This is a genomic window from Agrobacterium sp. CG160-95 (genome assembly GCF_053521725.1).
The window spans coordinates 399,130-425,815 of sequence record NZ_JBNWDU010000004.1 but is presented as its reverse complement, the minus strand read 5'-3'; the positions used below and the strand labels follow the sequence as shown (position 1 = coordinate 425,815).

Annotated in this window: 20 protein-coding genes and 1 tRNA gene; 10 read left to right on the top strand and 11 right to left on the bottom strand. The window is 58.3% G+C overall.

Annotated features, from left to right (window positions below; genetic code table 11):
- The first annotated feature begins 13 nt into the window (after positions 1-13).
- Positions 14-1,072 carry an ABC transporter ATP-binding protein gene (locus ACQZ63_RS16380; RefSeq protein ID WP_003513332.1) on the top strand — a complete coding sequence of 353 codons (1,059 nt, stop codon included), beginning with the start codon at positions 14-16 and terminating at the stop codon, positions 1,070-1,072.
- 75 nt (positions 1,073-1,147) lie between these two features.
- Positions 1,148-2,191 carry a zinc-dependent alcohol dehydrogenase family protein gene (locus ACQZ63_RS16375; RefSeq protein WP_003513334.1) on the top strand — a complete coding sequence of 348 codons (1,044 nt, stop codon included), beginning with the start codon at positions 1,148-1,150 and terminating at the stop codon, positions 2,189-2,191.
- 47 nt (positions 2,192-2,238) lie between these two features.
- Here the strand turns inward: ACQZ63_RS16375 and ACQZ63_RS16370 are convergent, their stop codons facing one another.
- Positions 2,239-2,883 carry a hypothetical protein gene (locus ACQZ63_RS16370; RefSeq protein WP_113556397.1) on the bottom strand — a complete coding sequence of 215 codons (645 nt, stop codon included), beginning with the start codon at positions 2,881-2,883 and terminating at the stop codon, positions 2,239-2,241.
- A gap of 200 nt (positions 2,884-3,083) precedes the next feature.
- Between ACQZ63_RS16370 and ACQZ63_RS16365 the strand changes: the two genes are divergently transcribed.
- Together ACQZ63_RS16365 and ACQZ63_RS16360 are read left to right on the top strand one after the other, a co-directional pair.
- Positions 3,084-3,860, top strand: a complete 777-nt coding sequence (locus ACQZ63_RS16365; protein WP_113556398.1) for an AAA family ATPase — start codon at positions 3,084-3,086, stop codon at positions 3,858-3,860.
- A 79-nt stretch (positions 3,861-3,939) separates the two neighbouring features.
- Positions 3,940-5,271, top strand: a complete 1,332-nt coding sequence (locus ACQZ63_RS16360) for an MFS transporter (protein ID WP_113556399.1) — start codon at positions 3,940-3,942, stop codon at positions 5,269-5,271.
- A 69-nt stretch (positions 5,272-5,340) separates the two neighbouring features.
- Here ACQZ63_RS16360 and metH read toward each other — a convergent pair whose 3' ends face one another.
- Positions 5,341-9,114 carry a methionine synthase gene (metH, locus tag ACQZ63_RS16355; RefSeq protein ID WP_019565253.1) on the bottom strand — a complete coding sequence of 1,258 codons (3,774 nt, stop codon included), beginning with the start codon at positions 9,112-9,114 and terminating at the stop codon, positions 5,341-5,343.
- A 179-nt stretch (positions 9,115-9,293) separates the two neighbouring features.
- Here metH and ACQZ63_RS16350 point away from each other — a divergent pair, with 179 nt between their 5' ends.
- The gene (locus tag ACQZ63_RS16350) at positions 9,294-10,553 is read left to right on the top strand and encodes an AGE family epimerase/isomerase (RefSeq protein ID WP_162763673.1); all 1,260 of its coding nucleotides are present in this window, start codon (positions 9,294-9,296) and stop codon (positions 10,551-10,553) included.
- 100 nt (positions 10,554-10,653) lie between these two features.
- Here ACQZ63_RS16350 and ACQZ63_RS16345 read toward each other — a convergent pair whose 3' ends face one another.
- Together ACQZ63_RS16345 and ACQZ63_RS16340 are read right to left on the bottom strand one after the other, a co-directional pair.
- A complete protein-coding gene (locus ACQZ63_RS16345; RefSeq protein WP_003513343.1) occupies positions 10,654-11,214 on the bottom strand; it encodes a dual specificity protein phosphatase family protein in 561 nt (186 codons plus the stop codon).
- 202 nt (positions 11,215-11,416) lie between these two features.
- Positions 11,417-11,869, bottom strand: a complete 453-nt coding sequence (locus ACQZ63_RS16340; RefSeq protein ID WP_003513344.1) for a hypothetical protein — start codon at positions 11,867-11,869, stop codon at positions 11,417-11,419.
- A 386-nt stretch (positions 11,870-12,255) separates the two neighbouring features.
- Here ACQZ63_RS16340 and ACQZ63_RS16335 point away from each other — a divergent pair, with 386 nt between their 5' ends.
- The gene (locus tag ACQZ63_RS16335; protein ID WP_003513345.1) at positions 12,256-12,888 is read left to right on the top strand and encodes an outer membrane protein; all 633 of its coding nucleotides are present in this window, start codon (positions 12,256-12,258) and stop codon (positions 12,886-12,888) included.
- A gap of 212 nt (positions 12,889-13,100) precedes the next feature.
- On the top strand, positions 13,101-13,463 hold the full coding sequence (locus tag ACQZ63_RS16330) for a hypothetical protein (RefSeq protein ID WP_003513347.1): 363 nt from the start codon (positions 13,101-13,103) through the stop codon (positions 13,461-13,463).
- Between the two features lie 156 nt (positions 13,464-13,619).
- Here ACQZ63_RS16330 and ACQZ63_RS16325 read toward each other — a convergent pair.
- Positions 13,620-13,695 (bottom strand) — tRNA-Ile (locus tag ACQZ63_RS16325).
- A gap of 178 nt (positions 13,696-13,873) precedes the next feature.
- Between ACQZ63_RS16325 and ACQZ63_RS16320 the strand changes: the two genes are divergently transcribed.
- On the top strand, positions 13,874-14,617 hold the full coding sequence (locus tag ACQZ63_RS16320; RefSeq protein WP_003513348.1) for an SIMPL domain-containing protein: 744 nt from the start codon (positions 13,874-13,876) through the stop codon (positions 14,615-14,617).
- A gap of 171 nt (positions 14,618-14,788) precedes the next feature.
- Here ACQZ63_RS16320 and ACQZ63_RS16315 read toward each other — a convergent pair whose 3' ends face one another.
- Both ACQZ63_RS16315 and ACQZ63_RS16310 read right to left on the bottom strand, forming a co-directional pair.
- Entirely contained in the window at positions 14,789-15,166 is a 378-nt protein-coding gene (locus ACQZ63_RS16315) for a hypothetical protein (protein ID WP_003513350.1), read from the bottom strand.
- Between the two features lie 159 nt (positions 15,167-15,325).
- Positions 15,326-15,751, bottom strand: a complete 426-nt coding sequence (locus ACQZ63_RS16310; RefSeq protein ID WP_026330776.1) for a secondary thiamine-phosphate synthase enzyme YjbQ — start codon at positions 15,749-15,751, stop codon at positions 15,326-15,328.
- A 252-nt stretch (positions 15,752-16,003) separates the two neighbouring features.
- On the opposite strand from ACQZ63_RS16310, the gene ACQZ63_RS16305 reads away from it, so the two are divergent.
- Positions 16,004-18,556: an HWE histidine kinase domain-containing protein gene (locus tag ACQZ63_RS16305; protein ID WP_113556400.1), complete on the top strand. Its 2,553-nt coding sequence runs from the start codon at positions 16,004-16,006 to the stop codon at positions 18,554-18,556.
- Between the two features lie 177 nt (positions 18,557-18,733).
- Here the strand turns inward: ACQZ63_RS16305 and ACQZ63_RS16300 are convergent, their stop codons facing one another.
- The 4 genes from ACQZ63_RS16300 to ACQZ63_RS16285 all read right to left on the bottom strand — a co-directional run bounded on the left by ACQZ63_RS16300 (position 18,734) and on the right by ACQZ63_RS16285 (position 25,114).
- Positions 18,734-19,654, bottom strand: coding sequence for a DUF930 domain-containing protein (locus ACQZ63_RS16300; protein ID WP_038491710.1), 921 nt, complete (start codon positions 19,652-19,654; stop codon positions 18,734-18,736).
- A 195-nt stretch (positions 19,655-19,849) separates the two neighbouring features.
- Positions 19,850-21,904 carry an RNA polymerase sigma factor RpoD gene (gene rpoD / locus ACQZ63_RS16295; RefSeq protein WP_003513359.1) on the bottom strand — a complete coding sequence of 685 codons (2,055 nt, stop codon included), beginning with the start codon at positions 21,902-21,904 and terminating at the stop codon, positions 19,850-19,852.
- A 394-nt stretch (positions 21,905-22,298) separates the two neighbouring features.
- Positions 22,299-24,284 carry a DNA primase gene (dnaG, locus tag ACQZ63_RS16290; RefSeq protein WP_448799322.1) on the bottom strand — a complete coding sequence of 662 codons (1,986 nt, stop codon included), beginning with the start codon at positions 24,282-24,284 and terminating at the stop codon, positions 22,299-22,301.
- Positions 24,285-24,664: 380 nt separating this feature from the next.
- Entirely contained in the window at positions 24,665-25,114 is a 450-nt protein-coding gene (locus ACQZ63_RS16285; protein ID WP_026330775.1) for a GatB/YqeY domain-containing protein, read from the bottom strand.
- Between the two features lie 339 nt (positions 25,115-25,453).
- Here ACQZ63_RS16285 and carA point away from each other — a divergent pair, with 339 nt between their 5' ends.
- On the top strand, positions 25,454-26,659 hold the full coding sequence (carA, locus tag ACQZ63_RS16280; RefSeq protein WP_448799321.1) for a glutamine-hydrolyzing carbamoyl-phosphate synthase small subunit: 1,206 nt from the start codon (positions 25,454-25,456) through the stop codon (positions 26,657-26,659).
- Positions 26,660-26,686 lie beyond the last annotated feature (27 nt).

Sequence of the window (26,686 nt, the reverse complement as noted above, 5' to 3'; positions counted from 1 at the left end):
GGACAAGATTTTCATGAGCTTTTTGACACTTAGCAATATCAAGAAATCCTTCGGCTCCGTACAGGTCGTCCATGATTTCAACATGGCCATCGAAAAGGGCGAGTTCGTCTCCTTTCTAGGCCCGTCGGGCTGCGGCAAGACCACTGTGCTGCGCATGATCGCCGGTTTCGAAATCCCGACCGGCGGATCGATCGTCATCAACGGCAAGGACCAGACGACGCTCAGGCCCAACCAGCGCAATATCGGCATGGTGTTTCAGGCCTATGCGCTGTTCCCCAACATGAATGTCTACGAAAATGTCGCCTTCGGGCTCAAAGTCGCCGGCAAGCCGAAAGCCGAGATCGATGCACGCGTGAAGGAAATGCTTCAGCTCATCCATCTGGAGCATCTGGCGGATCGTTACCCCTACCAGATGTCAGGCGGCCAGCAGCAGCGCGTGGCGCTTGCCCGCGCATTGGCCCCGAAGCCGGAAGTGCTTCTGCTGGACGAGCCGCTTTCCGCGCTCGATGCCAAGATCCGCGTATCGCTGCGCGAAGAAATCCGCCAGATCCAGCGAAAGCTCGGCATCACCACGATTTTCGTGACCCACGATCAGGAAGAGGCCCTGTCGATCTCCGACCGTATCGTTGTCATGAATTCCGGCCGCGCCGACCAGATCGGTTCGCCCTTCGATATCTACAACAAGCCCGCGACCCGGTTTGTCGCCTCCTTCGTCGGCACGCTGAACCTGATCGACGCAACCGTCGTCGATTCCTCTACCAGCACAATCCGTGTCGGAGAGCAGAACGTGACGCTCCACAAGCCGGTCGATGTTGCAAACGGTGAAAAAATCACCCTCGCCTTGCGCCCGGAAGCAGGAGCTCTCGGGGCTGACGCAAAGGGAGACGTCGCTATTTCCGGTATCGTCACCTCAAGCCAGTTCCTGGGTTCGGTCATCCGAACCCGTCTTGATCTCGGCGGTTCGACCTTGTCTTTCGACATGTTCAACGATCCCGGCACCGCACCACCCGCCCTGGGCGAACAAGTAACGCTTAAATTCGCGGCTGGTGATCTTATGGTGATCAAAGATTAAATGGCTTTTCTCCAGCGTCGGAAGCAGATAGAGCAGGTATAATTCAAATCTGCTTACCGACGATATGAGGCCAGGATGCGCGCGCTTTTTTACGAACTGTTCGGCGAGACCCCGATTGTGGCATCCCTGCCTGATCCGGAACCGACCGATGGCGGCGTGGTCATCGAGGTGAAGGCGACGGGCCTCTGCCGCAGCGACTGGCATGGCTGGATGGGCCACGATACGGATATTCGCCTGCCGCATGTCCCTGGCCACGAATTCGCCGGCGTTATCGCTGCGGTCGGAAAGAACGTTACCAGGTTCAAGACAGGCGACCGTGTCACCGTTCCCTTCGTTTCCGGCTGCGGCCGTTGCCATGAATGCCGCTCCGGCAATCAACAGGTGTGTGAGACGCAGTTCCAGCCCGGCTTCACCCATTGGGGTTCTTTCGCCGAATATGTCGCCATCGATTACGCGGACCAGAACCTTGTTCATCTGCCTGATACGATGAGCTACGCCACTGCCGCCGGTCTCGGCTGCCGTTTCGCCACGTCCTTCCGGGCTGTGACGGACCAGGGTCGCCTGAAAGGCGGCGAGTGGCTGGCGGTACATGGCTGCGGCGGCGTCGGCCTCTCCGCCATCATGATTGGCGCAGGCCTCGGCGCTCAGGTCGTCGCCATCGACATTGCGGAAGACAAGCTCGAACTTGCCCGCCAACTCGGCGCAACCGCCACCATCAACAGCCGCTCGGTTGCCGACGTCACGGAGGCGGTGCGCGAAGTGACCGGCGGCGGCGCGCATGTCTCTATCGACGCGCTTGGCCACCCGCAAACCTGCTGCAATTCCATCAGCAACCTGCGCCGGCGCGGGCGCCACGTTCAGGTAGGGCTGATGCTGGCCGATCACGCCATGCCAGCCATCCCCATGGCCCGGGTGATTGCCCACGAGCTGGAGATTTACGGCAGCCACGGCATGCAGGCATGGCGCTACGAAGACATGCTGGCGATGATCGAGAGCGGTAAGCTCGCGCCCGAAAAACTGATCGGCCGCCACATCACCCTTTCCGATGCCATCACCGCCCTTCCCGCCATGGACCGTTTCCAGGAAAGTGGCATCAGCATCATCGACCGGTTCGAATAACAGTCACAGCCGGAACGTCCCGGAAAATGCCGTTTGTCTAGACGGCATCAGGCATTCCTGCGTCCGAACGGCCGGACTGCCATCCCCGCGCGATTTGGCGCGGCCTCCGGTCTTCTGGTCGGCGGTGCAACCTCATTGAGAGCGGGCGTATAATCCTGGGTAACTGGAGCACGTTGCTGACGTATGGTCGGCGGACGGGGTTCCGGTAATTCGACGACCGCCTCGATATCTTCACGCTCGAGACGAGCGTTTCTGCTACCCGACCGATAGTACCAGCGAATACCCCTGCGCAGGAGCACGAACAGGCCCACGAGCAGCACAAACCCACCTATCAGTCTCCCTATAGGCTCAGCCGCCTCCGAAGCCGCCGCACGTTTTTTGCGGTCCTCGACGGTAGGGTCAAATCCAAGCATACTGGAAATGCCCTTAAGGCCCACCTCGTCCAACTTCACGTATTGGTCGCCATTATAAAGAACATAAGCGTCGCCACTACTGCTGTTCAGATAGCCGAGGTCAAAGAACTTCCCTTCCACCACGAAAGTCGTTTGATTGGGCAAGTCGTAGACCCTGTCGATCGTCTCACCGCGACTGAAGCCAGGCACCGCAAAAAACCGAAAACGCTTGGCATCGGCATCCACAGCAGACGCGAACAAAAATATCATGGCGACGTAAACCAGCGCAATCTGATTCATATCTTCCCCGCAATACAAAAATATCGGGATATATTTCTACAATCGCCTTAATATAAAATTTAATCGATGACTATTCATTTAATTACTTTGAAAATACACAGATGTAATTTTGATAATTATAATATACACCAATATAATATACTCCTCTTCCGCCGCAAACGGACGCACAGGAAAAGAAGCATCGATAATGAGGATTGAAAATGCTGTTTCTCGACAGCGTTACCATGAAGGAAACTCCGGACCGAAGGGACGAATACCCCTTTACCGTTCCGGCGCTGCGCCAGCTGGAACGCCTCGAATTCAAGACGCCGATCACCTTTTTCGCCGGCAATAACGGCTCCGGCAAATCCACGCTGCTGGAAGGGCTGGCGGCCGGAATGACGGCCTATGCCATCGGCAATCATGGACAGGTTGCCGGCGACCTCTATCTTCAGCATGCGGAAACCGTGGCGAAGGCATTTTATTTCGCCCGCAAGAAATACCCGAAAATCCGCATGTTCATGCGCGCCGAAGACGTGCTTGGCTACATCCGCAAGCAGAATGAAGTGATCCTGGATGACTTTCGCTGGGAGCGGGAAAAAGCCCTGAAAAGAGGCGAAGATTTTCCCGAGGAAACACCGGACACTTTCAGGCATATCGTCAGAAGCAACGTCATAGACCGGCGTTCGCATGGCGAGGGATTTCTCGATATCATGCAGCAGCGCCTGCACGGCGCCGGCCTTTATTTTCTCGATGAACCGGAAAGTCCTCTTTCACCGCAAAAGCAGCTGGAGCTTGCAGCCCTCGTCCGTCACACGGCAGATAGTGGTGGGCAGTTGATCATCGCAACCCATTCGCCGGTGCTCTTGGCCATTCCCGAAGCGACGATTTATTACTTCGACGAGAACGGCATCACCGAGCGTCTTTATGACGAGCTGGAAAACATCAGTTTCCTGCGGCGCTTTCTTGATCGTCCATCAAAATTCATGAGCGATTAGGAGCTGATAAGGCTTGAAATCGCGCATCGCTTGCCTCATGCCCATTAGCAACATGTGAATTAGAAAAAGAAGCAGGCTTATGTCTCCCACCACCACACCGGCAGCTGCCCGGCCCCTGAACAGGCAGGACTACAGAACTCTCGGCCTTTCGGCCCTCGGCGGCGCGCTGGAGTTCTACGATTTCATCATTTTCGTGTTTTTCGCCACCGTCATCGGCCATCTGTTCTTCCCGCCGGAAATGCCCGATTGGCTGGTGATGATCCAGACCTTCGGCATCTTCGCCGCCGGTTATCTGGTGCGGCCGCTGGGCGGCATCGTTCTCGCGCATTATGGCGATCGTTATGGCCGCAAACGCGTCTTCGCCTTCTCCATCCTGCTCATGGCGCTTTCGACGCTCGGCATGGCGCTGATGCCGACCTATGCCACCATCGGCGTTGCGGCCCCCATCCTGCTCATCGTCCTGCGCATGCTGCAGGGTGCGGCCATCGGCGGCGAAGTGCCGGGTGCCTGGACCTTCGTTGCGGAGCACGTGCCCTTTCGCCGCGTCGGGCTCGCCTGCGGTTTTCTGACGTCCGGCCTCTCTTTCGGCATCATGCTCGGTTCGCTGATTGCCTTTGCCATCAATTCGCTCTTCTCGGCAGAAGATGTGGCGGCCTACGCATGGCGCATTCCCTTCCTGCTCGGCGGCATATTCGGCCTGATTGCCGTCTATCTGCGCCGCTGGCTGGAAGAGACGCCGATCTTCATGGAGATGAAAAAGTCGAAGTCGCTGACGGACAAGCTTCCGCTTGGCCTCGTGCTCAAGCACCATATGCGCGGCGTGATCATTTCCGCGCTGCTCACCTGGGTTCTGTCCGCAGCCATCGTCGTTACCACGCTGATGACGGCAACCTTCCTGCAGAAGCTCTATGGCTACACACCGACGCAGGCGCTGGCAGGCACCAGCTTCGGCACGCTATTCCTCATCTTCGGCGTCATCATCGCCGGCGCATTGATCGATCGTGTCGGCTCCGGCATTTTCTTCATGGCCGCCAGCATCTTCTTCGGCATCGCCACCTCCACTTTCTACAGCTATGCCGGCACATCGCTAGAAACCATGTTCGTGCTTTACGGCGTCATGGGCCTGTCGGTCGGCATGGCGGGTGCAGTGCCCTATGTCATGGTGCGCGCCTTCCCGGCCTCGGTCCGCTTCTCGGGCCTCTCCTTCGCCTACAACGTCTCCTATGCCATCTTCGGCGGGCTGACACCGATTGGCGTAACGATGGCGCTAGCCGTCAATCCAATGGCGCATGCATGGTATCTGGTGTTCATCGCCGCCCTCGCCTTCTGCATCGGCGTTTACCTCTATCTGCGCGGCAGCGAGATCGAAAGCCATGTCGGCATAGAGGAACTGGCGGCCTTAAGGTCGTAAGCCCACCGACGACACAAAAAAGCGCGGGCAGGACCCGCGCTTTTTATTGCAACAACGGTGGCCGAAACGTCAGGCCGCGCTGTCGATTTCCTCGGCACCGTTTACCGGTACGTAGTTGAGCACCGGTCCGAGCCAGCGCTCTACCTCTACCAACGGCATATCCTTGCGACGCGCATAGTCCAGCACCTGATCGCGTTCCACCTTGGCAACACCGAAATAATAGCTCTCGGGATGGCCGATATAGAGGCCGGAGACGGAGGAGCCGGGCCACATGGCATAACTCTCCGTCAGCTCCACGCCCGCCGCGTTGGTAGCGTCGAGCAGGGAGAACAGTGTTTTCTTTTCGGTATGATCAGGCTGGGCCGGATAACCGGGCGCAGGGCGGATACCGGCATAGGCCTCGCCGATCAGCTCATCGCCGGCAAGAGCTTCTTCGGGCGCATAACCCCAGAATTCCTTGCGCACCCGCTCATGCATACGTTCGGCAAAGGCTTCCGCAAAACGGTCGGCCAGCGCCTTGACGAGAATCGACGAATAATCGTCATTGGCCCGCTCGAAGCGTTCAGCAATCGCCACCTCCTCGATACCCGCCGTGACGACGAAGCCGCCGACATAATCGGCAACGCCGCTATCGACAGGCGCGACAAAATCGGAAAGCGCCACATTGGGGCGTCCGTCACGCTTGGAAAGCTGCTGGCGCAGCGTGAAGAAGGTCGCCAGTTCTTCGGAGCGGTTTTCATCCGTGAACAGCCTGATGTCGTCGCCCACCGCATTGGCGGGCCAGAAGCCGATAACAGCCCGCGGCCGGAACCATTTTTCCTCGATGATCTTCTTCAGCATCGCCTGCGCATCGGCATAAAGCTGCCGCGCAGCCTCACCCTGCTTCTCGTCTTCAAGGATAGCGGGATAACGACCCTTCAGCTCCCAGGTCTGGAAGAACGGCGTCCAGTCGATGTAACGGGACAGTTCCTCAAGGTCATAGGTCTCGAACACCTTGGTGCCGAAGAATTGCGGCTTCACGACACTATAGGTCGACCAGTCGATCTTGTGCGCATTCTCGCGGGCGCGGGAAAGCGGCAGACGCTGCTTTTCGCGCTCATTGCGGGCATGCGCCTCCGCCACCTTGGCATATTCAGCCCGGATGCCGTCGATATAGGCTGGCTTCTGCTCGGCGGAGAGAAGTGCGGAGACGACGCCCACCGCACGCGAGGCATCGGTGACATAGATCGCCTGGCCCTGTTCGTAACGCGGATGGATTTTCACCGCCGTATGCACGCGGCTCGTCGTTGCGCCGCCGATCAGCAGCGGGATGTTGAAACCCTGCCGCTCCATTTCCGCCGCCACATGCACCATTTCATCAAGCGATGGCGTGATGAGACCGGAAAGACCGATCACATCGACCTTTTCGGCAATGGCCGTCTCAAGGATCTTCGTCGTCGGCACCATCACGCCGAGATCGATGATCTCGTAATTGTTGCAGGCAAGAACGACGCCGACGATGTTCTTGCCGATATCGTGCACATCACCCTTCACGGTCGCCATCAGCACCTTGCCGGCGGCCTTGTTCTGCTCGCCGCCATTCAGGCGCTTTTCCTCTTCCATGTAAGGAAGCAGCACGGCGACGGCCTGCTTCATCACGCGGGCGGATTTCACCACCTGCGGCAGAAACATCTTGCCAGAGCCGAACAGGTCACCGACCACGTTCATGCCCGCCATCAGCGGCCCTTCGATGACATGCAGCGGGCGGGCGGCCTGCTGGCGCGCCTCTTCCGTATCGGCTTCGATGAATTCGGTAATGCCGTTGACCAGCGCGTGTTGCAGCCGCTTTTCGACGGAAAGCTCGCGCCAGGAAAGATCCTGCACCTTCGCCTGTTTTTCACCCGTGCCGCGGAAACGCTCCGCCACGTCAAGCAGCCGCTCCGTCGCGTCGTCGCGGCGGTTCAGCACCACATCTTCGCAGGCCTCGCGCAATTCCGCATCGATGTTGTCGTAAACCGCAAGCTGCCCGGCATTGACGATGCCCATATCCATGCCGACCTGGATGGCGTGGTAGAGGAACACGGCATGCATCGCCTCACGCACCGGCTCATTGCCGCGGAAGGAGAAGGACAGGTTGGAAACGCCACCGGAAATATGCGTCAGCGGCATGGTTTCGCGGATGGTCTTTGTGGCTTCAATGAAGTCCACGCCGTAATTATTGTGCTCCTCGATACCCGTGGCCACCGCAAACACGTTTGGATCGAAGATGATGTCTTCCGGCGACAGGCCCGCCTTTTCGGTCAAAAGCTTGTAGGCGCGCGTGCAGATCTCCACCTTGCGCTGATAGGTATCCGCCTGCCCGACCTCGTCAAATGCCATGACCACGACCGCAGCTCCGTAATTGTGGACGAGCCGCGCCTGCTGGAGAAACTTCTCCTCGCCTTCCTTCAGCGAAATAGAATTGACGATCGATTTGCCCTGCACGCATTTCAGACCGGCTTCGATGATTTCGAACTTGGATGAGTCGATCATCACAGGCACGCGGGCAATATCAGGCTCGGCGGCAATGAGGTTCAGGAACTCCACCATCGCCTTTTGCGAGTCGATCAGGCCCTCATCCATGTTGATGTCGATGATCTGCGCACCGTTTTCCACCTGATCGCGGGCAACAGCCAGCGCCGCCGTGTAATCGCCGGCGGTGATCAGCTTGCGGAAGCGGGCCGAGCCGGTGACGTTGGTACGTTCGCCCACGTTGACGAAGGGAATGTCCTTGGTCAGCACGAAGGGTTCGAGACCCGAAAGCGACATGAAGGGCTTGTGCTCGGGAATGGGGCGCGGCTTGTAATCCTTGACGGCTTCGGCAATCGCCCGGATATGCTCGGGCGTCGAGCCGCAGCAACCGCCGACGATGTTGACAAGACCGTCGCGGGCAAAACCCTGCACCTGGCGCGCCATCATCTCGGGCGTTTCGTCATATTGCCCGAATTCGTTCGGCAGGCCGGCATTCGGATAGGCGCAGACGAAGGTGTCGGCCACATCCGAAAGCTCCTGCAGATGCGGACGCATGGCATCTGCACCAAGAGCGCAGTTGAGGCCGATGGTGAAGGGGTTGGCGTGTCGCACCGAGTTCCAGAAAGCAGACGGCGTCTGGCCGGACAGCGTGCGGCCGGAAAGATCGGTGATCGTGCCTGATATCATCACCGGCAGACGGATGCCCTTGGCCTCGAAGCGCTCCTCACACGCGAAGATTGCGGCCTTGGCGTTCAGCGTATCGAAGATCGTCTCGATGAGGATGATATCCGCGCCGCCATCGATCAGACCGTCGATCTGCTCGCCATAGGCGATGCGCAGATCGTCGAAACTGACGGCACGGTAACCAGGATTGTTGACATCAGGCGAAATCGAGGCGGTGCGGTTGGTCGGGCCGATAGCGCCCGCAACGAAACGGCGGCGGCCATCTTCGCGCTCAGCCCGCTGGGCAGCACGGCGGACGATCTGCGCCCCTTCGCGGTTGAGATCGTAGACGGCATTTTCCATCTCGTAGTCCGCCTGCGCGATGCGCGTCGACGAAAACGTGTTGGTTTCGAGAATATCCGCGCCCGCCATCGCATAGCGATAATGGATTTCTTCGATGGCATCCGGCTGGGTCAGGATCAGAAGGTCGTTATTGCCCTGCTGGTGACAGGCGCAGCCGATAAAACGATCACCGCGAAAATGATCTTCATCAAACCCCAGCCCTTGAATCTGCGTGCCCATTGCGCCATCGAGAATGAGGATACGTTCGCTGGCGGCCTGGCGCAGCGCGCGCAAAATTTCCGCGCCGTCGCGCTTTGCCCCTTCAGGGCCGAACAGATCGTCAAACACGGGCGCACTCCTCATTTCGATTTGCAAGATCGCAAGCCGTCAAGTCACATAAAGATATGTTTATGTCAATATATCTTCAAGGTATAGGTATGGCTTTGCGTCGTTGCGGCAGACTACGAAATTTCACTGACAGATGACAGGTTTATGCAGCAAGGATATAAGCCGAAGCAGCAAACCGTATGGAGGACGAAATGCCCGAGGACGACCACAACAACCGGAACTGGAACACCTTGCCATGGCATCGCCAGTGGCTGGTCAAACAGGCCGATGGGCTTTTCGACTTCTTCCAGTACCGCGCCGTCAATCCGGCGGGCGGCTTCTTCGATCTCGATGCCAAGGGTGCGCCGCTGCAGAAAAACGATCCCGTGCGCGGCATCCATGCCTCGGCACGCATGGTGCATTGCTTCTCCATCGGCCACCTGCTCGGACGGCCGGGCTGCGGCGATATCGTCGACCACGGCATGACCTGCCTCTGGAACAATCATCGTGACAGCGAGCACGGCGGTTATTTCTGGCAGGTCAACGATGGCGGCCCGGTGGACGCCACCAAACAGGGTTATGGCCACGCCTTCGTGCTTCTGGCCGCTTCCTCCGCCAAAACTGTCGGCCACCCGCTTGCTGACAAGATGCTGGTCGACATCACCGAGGTTCTGGAAACGCGTTTCTGGGAAGAAAAACACGGCGCTATCGCCGAGGAATTTAACCGCGACTGGTCACCCATCGACAATTATCGCGGCCAGAATTCCAACATGCATCTGACCGAAGCGCTGATGGCCGCCTATGAGGCGACCGGCGACAGCAATTACCTGACAAAGGCCGAACGCATCGCCGATCTCGTCATCCGCCGCCGCGCCGGTGAGCTGGATTTCCGCGTGCCGGAGCATTTTGACGAGAACTGGACGCTCGACAAGGAGTATCGTGGTAACGAAATGTTCCGCCCCTCCGGCTCCACTCCCGGCCATTGGCTGGAATGGGCGCGCCTCATCCTGCAATTGTGGGTGCTGGGCGAACGCCGCCATGACTGGATGCCGGTGGCGGCAAAATCGCTTTTCGTGCAATCCATGGCGCTTGGCTGGGACCGCGAAAAAGGCGGCTTCTTTTATACGCTCGACTGGCACGACAATCCCGACAAGACGGCAAAGCTCTGGTGGCCCATGTGCGAGGCGGCGGGTGCAGCCCACTTCCTCAACGAAAATCTGCCGGCGGACGAATTCTACGAAGACAGCTACCGCCGCATCTGGAGCACGATCGCCAACAATTTCATCGACCACGACAATGGCGGCTGGCACGAGGAGCTGACGGAAAATCTGATTCCAGCCAACACGCTTTTCCCCGGCAAGGGCGACATCTACCACGCGCTTCAGGCTTGCCTGATCCCGCTATTTCCGGCAACGGGAAGTTTGACGAAAGTGATCAAGGAAGTCGGCGGCTCCTATTGAGGCCGCTGCAAGAATGAAGCATCTGACACGCTCCGTCATACCGGACGTGATCATGCTGACACCCCGGATCAAATCCGGGGTGTCGGCATATAGAGGCGCCTCAAAATCCGATAGTTTCCTCGAAATCATCCCAGGACTGGTACATTTCATAACGGCCGATACCCGGGATGGGCACATGTCCGTAATAGGGTGAAAGCTGGAACTCGGCGGCAGCCTCACTTTTGCCGGCAACGGCGCTCACATAGATCGCGGAGGCGAGCCCGGTTCGGTTGGCGCCGTGTTCGCAATGGATGAGGATTGGTTTTTCAGCGTTGCGCAGCACGGCGACGAGCGTTTCCGCTTCCTCCACCGAGACCTTCTCGCTTGAACTCAGCGGATAATCGACAAGCCGGACACCGTTGTTTTTCGCTGCCTGGCTTTCGGCGTCATACCAGCCTTCACGCTTTTCATCGCGCAGATTGATGATCGTCTTGATGCCGTAGGCCTTGGCATAGGCCGTGATGTCCTTGCCGCTCGGCTGGGCCGAACGATAAAGTTCGCCGGGAATGACCTCGTGAAAATTTCCGGTCAGCTGGCCGATGCCCATATGCGCGCCGGCCAAAACCGGCAGAGCCACCAGGCCAATGGCGGCAATTTTCAGAAACTTCAGAACTATACGCAAAACCTAAACCCGCAACATTCATCGGACGGGTGGGCAGGTGGCATTGCAAATCGGCGAAAACAAGTCCCGCAACGGCGAAAGCGGCCGCGGAGTGGCCGGCAACGACGCGGGCACCTTTACGAACCCCTTGCGAAACAAGGGGTTCAGGCGACAGCACGAAAATGTTCAAGAAACCGTGAGGGTCGGAAGCAGCGACAGCCGTTCAATCGAATTCTGCAGAAACGATGGTGACGCGCCATTCCAGCCGTTGCGGATCTACCGTTTCATTGTTGCGCAGTCGGAAAGAGCGGCACGCGGCAAAGGTCTCTCCAGCCTCGATCCGCCTTTCACTCACCTGATAGGGATCGAAGGCGACGGAGGCGCGGAAGGCAGGCTCGAACCCTTCAAGCGTATAGGTCAGGCGCTGCACGGCAACATTATTGTCGTTGCGGAAGCTGACGCGGATCGGCAATGCCGCATCCGTGCACGCCGCATCGAAGCTAGCCGTCGCAATGACATGGTCGAGCCGCTGGCTGCCGCGCTGCCAGTCGTAAATGACAAAGGCGGCAGTGGTTCCCCAGATCAACAGCAGGCAGATGACGACCGGTTTGAGGTGCCGCGGAAACGCGATGAGGGTGAGAAGAAGAATGGCACTGAGAACGGCTCCGACAATCACGTCGCCCCTCCCCCATGAAAACTAACCCGCATGCGATCCTGTCCTCCCTTGCCCATTCCTGCCCGCAACATCAGCCCTATCCAGGTGTCGAAGCACCGGCGTTGCCGCAGACAGGCACAACTCTATGGTCGTGCCCCCCGCTGTCAAGACAACCAAGCGTGACCCCGCTCCCGTTGCTTTGACAAGGCGGCGAAAGGAACCAAACGCCGTTGAAGGCGTTCGCCGCATCAGAACAGCATGACGGGGCGGTAAAAAACGTCGCGATTTGGGCAAGGAAGGCCGGCAACTCGAGGGAACAATTTGCCCCTTGGAACCGCCGATCTCCAACCCATATTAAATGCACCTAATATATGTTATAGAAGTCAATCAGCTCAGGGAGAAAAACGATGAAAACGCTGATCGTAACGTCACTCTTGGCCCTGTCCGCCAGCACCGCGATGGCTGCGGATGCCGTCTACGAAACCCCGGCGCCTCCGGTCGCGCAGGAAACCCTGCCGGTATTTACCTGGTCTGGTCCGTATCTTGGTATTCAAGGCGGCGCAGGCTGGGCGAACGGCGATTTTTCGGCTGGCGGCCCCGTCGCGTCGGATAGTTTCGATGGCGGCATTCTGGGCGCTTTTGCCGGTTACAATTACCAGTTCGACAATAATTTCGTCCTCGGTATCGAAGGCGATGTCGATTATAACTGGAACGACAATGACTATGCCGGCGTGAACATCGGCACCGACTGGCAGGGTTCTGTTCGTGGCCGTGTCGGTTACGCTTTCGACCGTGCCTTGATCTATGGTACCGCCGGCTGGACAGCGACGCGCGGTTTCATCGAAACGCCTGGCGCCGGCAAGGATAGCACCACGTTCAACGGTTACACCGTCGGCGCTGGCCTGGACTATGCCTTCACCGACAATGTGTTCGGCAGGATTGAATATCGCTACAATGACTATGGCGACAAGGACATCTTCGGCGTCAACACCGATTTCGACCAGAGCACCGTCAAGGTCGGCCTTGGTGTGAAGTTCTGATAGCGTCGACAAACGTCAGCAAAAGAGCCCGGCCAAGTGCCGGGCTTTTTCTTTGTCGGAACGCCGCACCAGCTTCGCCCTGAGACTGTAAAAACGTGGAAAATGTGAACATCGCAAAAATGAGATATTCACGGACCGTTCAGCCGGCCCGTGCCATCATGCGGGCATAATGAGCCTCTATCTCCCGAAGCAGGCTTATGGAGTAGCCCTCGATGAAAAAGATCATTCTTACAACCCTTGCCGCGCTGGTTGCCACCGGTAGTGTCTTCGCGTCCTACGGCACCGCTGCCGCGCAGGACTATCCCTATCGTCCGCGCTACGACCGTGGCGGCCCGCCTCCACCGCCCTATCGCGAACACCGCCGCCACAATGATGGTGCTGCGATTGCCGGCGGACTGGCTGCAGGCGTTATCGGCGGCCTGATCGGCGGCGCAATCGCCAACGGCGGCAACAGCGGTCCCCGATACTACGAACCACCACCGCCGCCCCGCCCACGCTGCTGGTTCGAAGACCGCCGCGTTCCAAATTCCTATGACGGCGGATGGCACACCGAAAGCATGCGGGTCTGCGACTGACCCCATAGCTGAAAATCCGTAATGAACAATCCGATCAGTCTGAATGGCTGGTCGGATTTTTTGTTGGATGAGAAAAATCCAAGGAATGCGCAATGATCAATGATGTATCGACTTGCTATACGGAATCGCACCAACTCGTTCAAAATATAAGGAAAATGGTGGGCCCGGAGAGACTCGAACTCCCAACCAAGCGGTTATGAGCCGCCGGCTCTAACCATTGAGCTACAGGCCCTTTCGGAAAAATTATCCGAAACACCGGCTTCGCAATGGTTCGAATCCGGTGGGTCACGCTCTAACGTAATTTTTACGGCCCGACAAGCCATTGATGCTATCGCAAGCTGCCGTTGCCGTATTAGCTTCACAATCTAAGGCAATACCCTGCAAAGGGACACAATCAACGAGGAAACACCATGACGACGACAAAGGCCCGCCTTTTCGCACTTAGTGCATTGACCGCAGCAGCAATGATGCCGCTTGCCGGTAATGCCCTTGCGCAGGATGCCACCCCGCGCGAAGCAACCATCAGTGTTTCCGGCGAAGGCCAGTCGGCAATCGCGCCCGATATGGCGATCCTGTCATTCAGTGTCGTCAAGCAGGCGGAAACGGCGGCTGCGGCTCTGACAGAGAACTCCAAGGCGCTCGCCGAGGTTCTGAAATCGCTGAAGGCGTCCGCCATCGAAGACCGCGACCTGCAGACCAGCAATTTCTCCGTACAGCCGCTTTACAAGCATTATGAGCCGAAAGACGGCGTTTACGTCGCACCGGAAATTACCGGCTATCAGGTTTCCAACGGACTGACCGTGCGCGTACGCGACCTGAAGAAGCTGGGCGAGATACTCGATACCTCCGTCAAGCTCGGCATCAACCAGGGCGGGGATATTACCTTCACCAATGACAAGCCGGAAGCAACCGTGACCGAGGCCCGCAAGCAGGCGGTTGCCGATGCGCTGGCCAAGGCAAAAACGCTGACGGAAGCGGCGGGCGTGAAGCTTGGACGCGTGATCCAGATCAGCGAGAACATGCAGCGCCCCATGCCGGTGCCGCAGACCATGATGCGCGCTTCGATGGCGAAGGAGGCCGACAGCGTGCCGATCGCTTCGGGTGAGAACAGCTACAGCGTGGTGGTCAACGTCACCTTCGCCCTGGGCGAATAAAACAGTCGGAGCGGCGGCATTGCCCGCCGCCCGCATTTGCCGAACGGCTGCGCGTAACCGCCACCCGAGAGGCCACAAAAAGAAACGCCCCCCGCCTGTCAGAACAAGCGAGGGGCATTTTTTTTGATCCGCGCGAAGGGCGGGGGATTTCCGCGGATCAATATCAGCCGTTTAGCGACGGATCACCGGGCAACCACGCTCATTGGCGAAGAAGATGCGGTCAGGGCCGCGACGGTCGAAGCCTGCAACCACGACACGGCGCGGCGATACATCGACAACGCGCGCGCGGCGAAGACCCATGCGGCTAGCCTTTTCCTCCGCAAGCCGCGGCGAGCAACCGTAACGCGGGCGGTCAGGACGGCCCCAACCCGGACCAGGACGATCGGGACGACCCCAGCCCGGGCCGCGGCCTCTGTCATGACCGTATCCATCCTGAACCTGAACTCTGAGCTGAACATCCGGGCCAGCCGAAGCAGCTGGAGCGGTGACGGAAATTCCGCCGAGGGCGATGAGGGCAGCCAGGCCGGCTTTTGCGAAGGTACTGAACATGAACTCACTCCGTTTGTTTCTGCGCCGGCAGGGACGTCCCCCGGCGATTGACGAGACCCTAGACCCGCCCGCCTGAACGCCGACAGAACCGCATGTTCAGCAGACGTTCAGAGACATTAACGGGAAAACGAAAGGAAAAGTCGGGGCTTTTGACGGGAATCATGGGGAGATATGCAGAACGATTTCACGACGGTGCGGCCGGTCGCGATGTTCGAAAAGATAAAGGCCCTGCCATGTGCCAAGGGTAAGCCTGCCATCGCTGATCGGTACTCCGATGGAAACCGCGGTCAGGGCCGATTTGATGTGAGCAGGCATGTCATCAGGGCCTTCGAGCGTGTGGACGACCCAGCGCATGGAGACATCGTCGGAAGGTGGCACGAGGCGGGAAAAAAATACCGCCAGATCACGCCGGACATCCGGATCGGCATTTTCCTGGATAAGCAGGGAGCAGGATGTGTGCCTGACGAAGACGGTCAAAAGGCCTTCGTCCACGCCTGCCTCCTTCACAAAGCGCTCGGCCTCGGACGTAAATTCGTAGAGTCCCTGCCCGTGGGTGGTGGTAATGGTCATTTTCTTCTGCGGCACGTTATTTCCTTTAGAAAATTCGGAACAAATTAGGCACTGCAAACGTTGGACCATGTCGAATTGTAACTGATGGCGAAAAGGCGTGCTTCCATGACATGGCGGCTGCCTTTAATAGAACGGAATACCGGCGTCACGGTTGCAAAAAACGGGGAAGGATTGGCACTATCAGAATGAACCATTCAGGCTTTCCCGTCTGCGGACGACTAAACTATTTTCAGTGCAAGACAGGCAAAGGGTGCGAGAGATAGATTCATGGCATCCACTGATTATATTGTCGACCTGACAAATTGCGACCGCGAACCCATCCACATTCCAGGTTATATTCAATCGCACGGCTGCCTGATTGCTTGCGACAACGCCATGCGCATGGTCCTGCGGCATTCGGAAAACTGTCGCGAGATCTTGCGCGTCGATGGCGATATCAACGGCAGGACCGCCGAAGAAGTGCTTGGTAAAAATCTCGTCCATGACCTTCGCAACGCACTTACGGTAACCGGGAGGACCACCCGCCCTGCCATGCTGCCCAATATGGAACTGCGCGATGGTCGCAGCTTCGATATTGCGCTCCACCGCTATAAATCCACGACGATCATCGAATTCGAACCGTCAGGGAGCGAGACCCAGCCGCTTGGTACCGCACGCAAGATGGTGGACCGCATTCGCGAGGCGGACACGGTCGAAAGCCTGATTTCGAGAACAACCCGGCTGGTAAAGGCGACCTTGGGTTACGACCGGGTGATGATCTACCGTTTCGAGGATGACGGTGCAGGCAAGGTCGTGTCGGAGGCAAAGCAGCCGGAACTGGAAAGCTTTCTCGGACAATATTTTCCGGCAAGCGACATACCGCAGCAGGCCCGCACGCTCTATCTTAAAAACACACTGCGTATCATCTCCGACGCCAGCGGAATACGAGTTCCCGTATTGCCCGCCATCGATGTGTCTGGTGAACCGCTTGATCTGTCATTCGCGCATTTGCGCAGCGTTTCTCCCATCCATTGCGAATATCTTCGCAATATGGGCGTTGCTGCCTCCATGTCGATTTCGGTGATCGTCGATGGCGCCCTGTGGGGCCTTATCGCCTGCCACCATTATTCGCCACGCGTTCTGACGATGTCGGTCAGGATCGCCGCAGAAATGTTTGGAGAGTTTTTCTCCATGCATTTGCAGGTCCTTAAGCAGAAGCGCAAACTCGATACCGTCAACCACGCCCATGCCGCTCTCGACCGCTTCCTGCGGCTCGCCGCCCATCACGCGCACATCGAGGAACTGCTGATCGACAGTTTCCAGGATTTTGCCGATCTGATGCCATGCGACGGCGTCGGGCTTTGGGTGGACAACAACTGGCACGGCCACGGCGCAACGCCGCCCGCGGATGCCATTCCAAGGCTGGCGCGCTTCGTAACCTCTGTCAGTGAGGGAAGGGTCTGGGCAACCCATGCCATCTCGCAAGCCATACCGGAAGCGGAGATTTATGCAGATATCGCAGCCGGAATGCTCGCCATTCCGCTGTCACAGGTCAAAAACGACTATCTGCTGTTTTTCCGCAGGGAGATCGTGCAGAACCTGAACTGGGCCGGCAACCCGGAAAAATCCTATGAGACCGGTCCGCTCGGCGATCGTCTCACCCCGCGCAAGAGCTTCGCGATCTGGAAGGAGACCGTGCGCCTGCAGGCGCAGCCATGGTCCGATGCGGACCGGGAAATTGCCGAAGCCGCAAGAATAGCGTTGGTCGAGGTCGCATTTCATCACAGCGAGCTGATGGCGGGCGAAAGGGAGCGCGCGGAAGTGCGCCAGCGCATGCTGAACGAGGAACTCAACCACCGCGTCAAGAACGTTCTCGCCATTATCAAATCGCTGGTCGGCAATCCTTCGCAAGAGGGTAAAACGCTGCAGGAATATGTCGGTGCGCTGAAGGGTCGTATCCAGGCATTGTCCTTTGCCCATGACCAGATCATTCGCGGTGAAGGCGGCGGGTCGTTGCGCGACCTGCTGGACGCCGAATTGTCGCCGCACCGTTCAGCCGAGGCTATTGTTGATCTTGCCGGACCACAGGTCACGCTCGATTCGCGCGCATTTTCCGTCATGGCCCTCGTACTGCATGAACTGGCGACGAATGCTGCCAAATACGGCGCGCTTGCGCAGACCGGCGGAAAACTGGATCTGCGCTGGGAAGTCGACGAAAACCGCGATTGCCTGATACATTGGCGCGAAACTCTGCCTACCAAGCTGCCCACACCATCACGCTCTGGGTTCGGCACGGCGCTCATCAGCCGCAGCATCCCCTACGATCTGGGTGGACGCAGCACCATCCGGTATTTGCCTGATGGGCTGGAGGCGGAAATTCTCCTGCCCTCCCGCCATATCTCAGCAGTCATGACAGCTTCCGAGATGAAGACGGAGGATGACACCGTACCGCAATCCAGACGGTCCAACCGGGAGGAAACGTTGAAAATATTGCTCGTAGAAGACCAGATGCTGATCGCCATGGATGTGGAGAACATGCTGGAAGACAACGGCATCAAGACAATCGAAACCGCGACCTCCTCGGCAATGGCCATCGAGAAGCTGAAGAGCTACGTGCCGGATGTGGCTATCCTCGACATCAATCTCGGCTCCGACACCTCCATCGCCGTCGCACGCGAGCTTCACCGCCGCGGGATCCCCTTCCTGTTCGCCACCGGCTATGCCGATGCCAGCATGGTGCCTGACGACTTCGGTAACGTGCCTGTCATCAGGAAGCCTTACGACGAAGATGCGCTGATGGCGGGTATCGGGCTGTTGGTCGGTGATACGGAGAGGGTGTAAACTCCCAGCCCTGCTGACCGACACATTTCCAGAATTGACGTCATCCTTGTGCTTGTCCCAAGGATTTAAACACGTCTACGAGATCAGTCGGTTGCATGTCCTCGGGACAAGCCCGAGGACGACGGAGTGGCGGACGGAAACCTTCGTCAGCAAACCGAAAGTTTAAAAAACTAGCCTTCATTGAAATCGGGTGAAGCCCCGCTTTTTCGCCTCATCCGGTGTTAAGGCGTTCCCAATTTTAAACCGGAAGGCCGTCACGGCGTAGTTATCCAGATCGACCTCGCACTGAAAAGACACATCGTGCCAGCTATTGCCGGTGTTGAATGCGCCGCCGGAAGCATCAATCGAATTCCCCGATATCCTCCCGCCCGTATCCGAATAGGGTATCATGCCACGGGCGGCAAAACCCGCGCCCTGAATTTGCGCCAGAGCCTCCGTGCTGCAAAGCTGAACAATGCGGCGGCGGGGCGGCAGATCACCAAACATCTGGCGTCTTTGGGCCGGAGAAAGCAGCGACGAAGACAATAATTGTTTGGCGGCCGGAAGTTTCGCGGGCTTCTCCTTTGCCACCTCGGCAGGTTTTTCGTCAGCCGGTTTCTCCTGCGGCACCGGCGCTTTTTCCGGCTCAGCCTCTTGCTTGACGGGTGAAACCGCAATTTCTCCCTGTTCGGCGGACGCCTTGAGATCGCCGTTGGCGGCAGATGGCGCGGGCTTGTCCTCAGCCGTCTTTTCAGGCTGGCTTTCAGGCTCCTTGGAAGGCTCGGTCTTGTCCGCTTCCTCCGCCTTACCTGGCTTGTCCTCTGGGTCCGCCTGCGTCTCCTCCGGCCGCATGGCGATCGCCGGCAGCGTCGCCTGCAAGGGCGGCGAAGGTTTCGGCTCCTCTGCCGGCGGAGCGGGCGGCGGCGGTGGAGGCTGCGGCTTTTCTTGCTTTGCCTGCTCGGCGGCGGGAGGCTTGGCTTCCTCCGGCTTCTTTTCCTCAGGCGGCGGCACCAGATCGACGCTGATGCTTTCCGGCTCCTGCGGTTCGGCTATGCGTTCGGGCAGTTCAAAAAGAAAGATCGCGACCACAGCCAAATGCAGCAACACGGAGACGGGCACCGCCCATCCCTTCCCTCGCCATCTGCTTGCCGAAACCTGTTGCATGTTATCGAGCCAAATCGAACCTGAGCATTTCCGAAAAAGCGGAACGCTTTGTTTTCACACATAAGGCTTGTCGCAGAGATCGCCAGTGCAGGAAACAAAAAACCCGGCCAGAGGTGACTGACCGGGTTCAATTTTAAAGCAGGCAAAGGCTTAGCTGTCGAGGAAGCTTCTGAGCTTTCTGGAGCGGCTCGGATGCTTCAGCTTGCGCAGTGCCTTCGCCTCGATCTGACGAATACGTTCGCGCGTGACCGAGAACTGCTGGCCGACTTCTTCCAGCGTATGATCGGTGTTCATGCCGATGCCGAAACGCATGCGCAGAACACGTTCTTCACGCGGCGTCAGCGAGGCGAGAACGCGGGTCGTCGTCTCGCGCAAGTTGGCCTGAATGGCGGCGTCGATAGGCAGCAGCGCGTTCTTGTCCTCGATGAAGTCGCCGAGATGCGAATCCTCTTCGTCACCCACAGGGGTTTCGAGCGAAATCGGCTCCTTGGCGATTTTCAGAACCTTGCGCACCTTTTCAAGCGGCATGGCCAGCTTTTCCGCCAGCTCTTCCGGGGTCGGCTCGCGGCCGATCTCGTGCAGCATCTGGCGCGAGGTGCGAACGATCTTGTTGATCGTCTCGATCATGTGAACCGGAATACGGATCGTGCGCGCCTGGTCGGCGATCGAACGGGTGATCGCCTGTCTGATCCACCATGTCGCATAGGTCGAGAACTTGTAACCACGGCGATATTCGAACTTGTCCACCGCCTTCATCAGGCCAATATTGCCTTCCTGAATGAGATCGAGGAACTGCAGGCCGCGGTTGGTGTATTTCTTGGCGATGGAGATCACGAGACGCAGGTTGGCCTCGACCATCTCCTTCTTGGCGATACGCGCTTCGCGCTCACCCTTCTGTACCATGGAAACGATACGGCGGAATTCGGCGATGGAAATACCGGTTTCCGTCGACAGATTCTGGATTTCCTGACGGATCTCGCGGATCGTGTTGCTTTCCTCGCGGGCGAATTCCTTCCAGCCGCGGGCGGCCAGATTGGCAATCGACTTCATCCAGTTCGGATCGAGTTCCGCACCGTGATACTGCTCGAGGAAGCTGTCGCGCTTTACGCCATAGGATTCGGCAAGGCGCAGCAGCCGGCCTTCGTTCTGCATCAGACGCTTGGAAATATCGTAAAGCTGCTCGACAAGGCTGTCGACACGGTTCTGATTCAGCGACAGCGACTTCACAGCCGTGATCAACTGGTCCTTGAGGTCCTTGTAGCGGCGCTCCTGACCGGAGGACAGGGTTCCCGTGCAGGCAAGGCGAGCCTCGACCTGCTGGTCCTGAAGCTTGCGCAGCTTCTTGTAGGTGTCGGCAATGGTGTCGAGCGTTTCCATGACCTGCGGACGCAGCTCGGCTTCCATCGCGGCAAGCGAAAGGTTGGACTCGTCGTCGTCCTCTTCTTCCTCTTCCGGCGGAAGGCCATCGCCACCCACATCAGTCACATCCTCGTCACCGGAGGGCGCTCGCAGTCTGCGGGTCTTTTCCTTCTCTTCGGCGGCCTTGCGATCCGCCTCGATCTTTTCCGGGCTCTGGAACTGCGGGGCAGCCTTGGCTTCCGGGCCGGAATAGGTGGTTTCGAGATCGATGATCTCGCGCAGCAGCGTCGTGCCTTCGTTGAGTTCGTCGCGCCAGATGATCAGCGCCTGGAACGTCAACGGGCTTTCGCAAAGGCCGGAGATCATCGTTTCGCGGCCGGCCTCGATGCGCTTGGCGATGGCGATTTCGCCTTCGCGCGACAGAAGCTCTACGGAACCCATTTCGCGCAGATACATGCGCACAGGATCGTCGGTACGGTCGGTCGGTTCTTTTTTCTTCGCGGTCGCAAGCGCGGTACCGCCGGAAGGTGCCAGTTCGCCGCCTTCGGACTCTTCGTTATCGGAATCGTCGCTTTCGGCTTCGCCCGGTGCTTCCTCGGCATCCTCGTCCTCGATAACGTTGATGCCCATATCGGACAGCATCGCCATCGTGTCTTCGATCTGCTCGGACGTCACTTCTTCGGACGGCAGGACGGAATTCAGCTCGTCCATCGTCACATAGCCGCGCTTCTTGGCGGCCTTGATCATCTTTTTGACCGCGTCATCCGAAAGATCGAGAAGCGGACCGTCCGTCGCACCGTCGCGTTCGTTTTCTGCTTCTTCGTTTTCTTTGACTTTGGTTGCCATCTATCTCGTCGCTTTCCCTGACGCTAACACCTGTTCCGCCGCATCGCCGTTCGCCTTGAGAGCATCCGGCTGATAACAGCGAATCACTGTCAGACACCTAACGGAGTGATCTTTAATTGCCGATTAACCACGGCAGCCTCAGGCAGAATGCAAAGACAGTGCACCCGAAAATGCTTGCTCATGCAATTTCTATCCGCCAAGGCTCATTCCACCTTACTATTCCTGAATTGGTGATTCCCGCTATTTCCCGCCCCGTCAAGCCTTTGAGGGCGAGACAGCCACGGAAATTCATAAAAAGGGCCGCATTTTGCGAGTTATCACCAGACTACCCCCTATTTAGGGCGCTTGCAGCAAAAGGCAACCCCACACGTCTTTCTATTCTTGGCCGCAGTCCTCAGCCATGGCCGACAGCCGGGCCCTTTACCCGGCCGGACATGACGCCGAAACCATCGATGATCGCTTCCTGATTTTCCATTCGGCCGATTTCCAGCTGAACTTCGGCCAGCGCCCGCACCAGAAGCGTGCCGCGTTCGTCGTCCGTCGCCTCGCCTATTTCCCGTTCCAGCTCGCGCTTCTGCCAGAGCAGGGATTTCGTCCTCTTGTGCAGGGAAAGCGCCTGCACATATCCCTCACGCGCATCTTCCAGCGCCGCCTGTTCCGTGGCCGTCCACAGGCGCGCATTGCGCACCTGCTGGTCCATGGTTTTCAAAAGCACCTCGAAACCCTGCTGCGACAGGCGCTCGATCAGCCCTGCCCGCGAAATCTCGGCCGCACTTTCCGCTGCAAAGGTCAGCACAGTCGACCACAGGCGTTGCAGATCGCGGTTTTCGTAATCGATCGCGGCGATCTCGTCATATTCCTCGAGCAGCAGTTCGGGATGGTTGACGATGGTGATGGCGAGAACGCTTTCACGAAGTGAAGGCTTGGTCTGGTGGCCCCTGACCAGACCCGACTGGGTAAGACGGTCGGAAATGTTGCTGGCCGGCGCAGCCATGGCTCCACCCCGTCCGGAAGCGTTCCTCTGGAACCCGCGCCCATTACCCTGCTGGCCATCGCGACGGAAATTTCCACCCTGCGAACCGCCCTGCTGAAAACGCGGCTGGAAGAAGGCATTCAGCCTGTCGCGCATATCCTGCTGGTAAAAACGCCGCACCGCCTCGTCGCCGATGACGGCAACGATCTGCCGCAGCCGGCTTTCAAGCTTGGCACGCTTTTCAGGCGTATCGAAAGTCACCGAAGAGGTCTCGCGGCTCCAGATCATCGCCGCGAGCGGTTTTGCCTCAGAAAGCACACGGTCAAAAGGCGCACGCCCCTCCAGCCGCACGAGATCATCAGGGTCTTTTCCGTCGGGCAAAAGCGCAAAGCTCACCGAACGATCAGGCTTGATATGCGGCAAGGCGAGATCGGCTGCGCGGTTGGCGGCACGAATACCGGCGCCGTCGCCATCAAAGCAGAGGATCGGCTGCGGCGACATTTTCCACAGGAGCTCAAGCTGGCTTTCCGTCAGCGCCGTGCCGAGCGGGGCGACAGCATTTTCGACACCCGCCTGATAAAGCGCAATGACATCCATATAACCTTCGACGGCAATGACGGTGCCACCGGAAGCCTGCGAGGCGCGCCGCGCGCGGGCGAAATTGTAGAGAACATTGCCCTTGTGAAAAAGCTCGGTCTCGTTGGAGTTCAGATATTTGGCCACTGCATCCGCCGCCATGGCACGGCCGCCGAAAGCGATCACCTTTTCGCGCGACGACAGGATCGGGAACATGATGCGGTCGCGGAAGCGGTCATAGGAAACCGGCACGTTTTCATGCACCACCAGCCCGCAGGCTTCCATCTGTTCGCGCGCCACACCCTTGCTCGCCAGATGCTCCTTTAGCGCATTGCGGCTATCTGGTGCAAAACCGAGCCTGAATGTCTCGATGGTGCGCCCAGTCAGTCCGCGATCGCGCAGATAAGCCCGCGCCCGCGCACCAAGCGCGGTCTGCAACTGATCCTGAAAGAACAGCGTCGCCATTTCCATGACGTCCTGCAACGAGGTGCGCTCGCGCTCGCGCTTCTCAGCCTGCGGATCGGGCTGCGGCATGGAGATGCCGGCCATGTCGGCGATCTGCTGAACGGCTTCGGGGAAACTCAACCCCTCGAGATCGGTGAGAAACCGGAAATGATCGCCGGAAACACCGCAACCGAAACAATGGTATCGCCCCTTGCGATCCTCGCAGTGAAAACTCGGGCTTTTTTCGCCATGGAACGGGCAGCAGGCCCAATAATCGCCCCGCGGCGTATTGGTCTTCTTCTTATCCCAGGACACACGTCTGCCGATCACATCGGAGATGTTCACGCGGTCGCGTATCTCATCGAGAAAAGAATTGGAAAATCGCATGGTTTACCTGTTCGAGGCCAGTCTTTCATATAAGCGCAGAAAGGGGTCAGTACCAAACCCAAAGAACCGGAATACCCGATATTCACAGGCCATCGCACTAAAACCGCATCGCCGCTGTCGCCCGCTTCGGGCAAATTTATGGCAGCGCATCATCACAAAAAATTATGTTTTTGTAATTTGAGCCAACCGTCGCCGAGGTATAAAACATATTCAAAGGCAGCGCCCGGACATTCTCAAAGCTGCTGACGCCCGCAGGCACGTCCCCCGAAAAACGCCTGCGCGTGACCGCATTTTGATCCGCCGAAATGCGCCTTCGTCGGCAGCAAAAAGGCAGGGCAGCCATGGCTGCCCTGCCTTTACTTTTTCCGAACGGGCGAAACCTACTTCAGCAAATCCTTGACGACGCCGGATGCTTTCGCGAAGTCGATCTGGCCGGGATAGCGCTCCTTGAGCGCATTCATGCACTTGCCCATGTCACGCAGGCCGGAGGCGCCGGTTTCGCTGATGACGGCCTGGCACAATTCGCGCACCTTTTCGGCCGGAATCTCTTCCGGCATGAATTCCTTGATGATGACGATTTCCTCGCGCTCCTGAGCGGCAAGCTCGGCGCGACCGGCACCATCATAGATGCTGGCGGACTCTTCCCGCTGCTTTACCATCTTGGTCAGGATCTGCATGATCTCGTCGTCGGTGACGGGGTCCTTGCCCACGCCGCGATTGGCAATATCGCGATCCTTGATGGCCGCCTGGATGAGACGCACGGTCGATGTACGCCGGGCGTCACGAGCCTTCAGCGCGTCTTTCAGAGTATTAGCGAACGTGTCGCGCATCATTTCTTCTTCTCCTTGGGAAAGTGCATTCCGCAGCTTCTCGACACGGAAACTTTCCACCTTATTTTTCGAAACGACATAACCGAGCAAACCCGCTCAAGCAAATCAAATGCATAAGCCTTTGAATGTGCGAAGGTTTAATTCCGCGTAAATCTCGAGCCTGCGGTTGACCGTTTAAGCAGCTTTCGTTATTTTCCGGCACCTGCACGAGATTTTAACGAAGGGTCAAAACGCGAGTTTTTCGCGCGCCCCTTTATGTCACGAAGCCTGCGACAAAAAATGGCCCCTCTCCCCCTGCCTTTCAAGAGGCGGGGTGCGAAGCGGCAGAAACGGAACGAGATGACCGAGACAGCGCCCTGGACTACCCGCAAACCGACCGCAATGCTTGTTCTTGCCGATGGCACAGTGATCGAGGGAACGGGGATCGGCGCAGCCGGCAAGGTACAGGCGGAAGTCTGCTTCAACACCGCACTGACCGGTTACGAAGAAATCCTGACCGATCCGTCCTATCTCGGCCAGATCGTCACCTTCACCTTCCCGCACATCGGCAATGTCGGCACCAATGAGGAAGACATCGAAGACCTGACGCCAGCCGCCCGCCGGGGCGCAGTCGGCGTCATCTTCAAGGCCGACATCACCGACCCTTCGAACTTCCGCGCCGCCAAACATCTGGATGCCTGGCTGAAAGCCCGCGGCGTCATCGGCCTCTGCGGCATCGACACGCGCGCGCTGACGGCATGGATACGCGAAAACGGTGCACCGAACGCGGTGATCGCCCATGATCCCAACGGCGTATTCGACATCGAGGCGCTGAAGGCGGAAGCCAAGGCATGGAGCGGTCTCGTCGGCCTCGACCTCGCCATCGAAGCCACATCCGGCCAATCCTCCACCTGGACGGAAACGCCTTGGGTTTGGAACGAGGGTTACGGCACGCTGAATGAAGCCGATGCGAAGTACCATGTCGTCTGCGTGGATTTCGGCGTCAAGCGCAACATCCTGCGCCTCTTCGCCGGTCTCGATTGCAAGGTCACGGTGGTTCCGGCCCAGACATCCGCCGAAGACATTCTGGCATTGAAGCCGGATGGCGTTTTCCTTTCCAACGGTCCGGGAGATCCGGCCGCGACAGGCGAATATGCCGTACCGGTCATTCAGAACCTCATCAACAGCGACCTGCCGATCTTCGGCATCTGCCTCGGCCACCAGATGCTTGGCCTGGCCGTCGGCGCCAAGACTGAAAAGATGCACCAGGGCCACCACGGCGCCAACCATCCGGTCAAGGATTTCACCACCGGCAAGGTGGAAATCGTGTCCATGAACCATGGTTTTGCGGTTGACGCCAAGTCGCTGCCTGATGGCGTCGAAGAAACCCACACGTCGCTGTTCGACGGCACCAATTGCGGCCTGCGCATCGTCGGCAAGCCGGTCTTCTCCGTCCAGCACCATCCGGAAGCATCGCCCGGCCCGCAGGACAGCCACTATCTCTTCCGCCGCTTCGTCAACCTGCTGCGCGAGAGACAAGGTGAGGCAGCGCTCGCCGAGCGCTGAGACATCTTCGGAAAATCAGGAAAAATA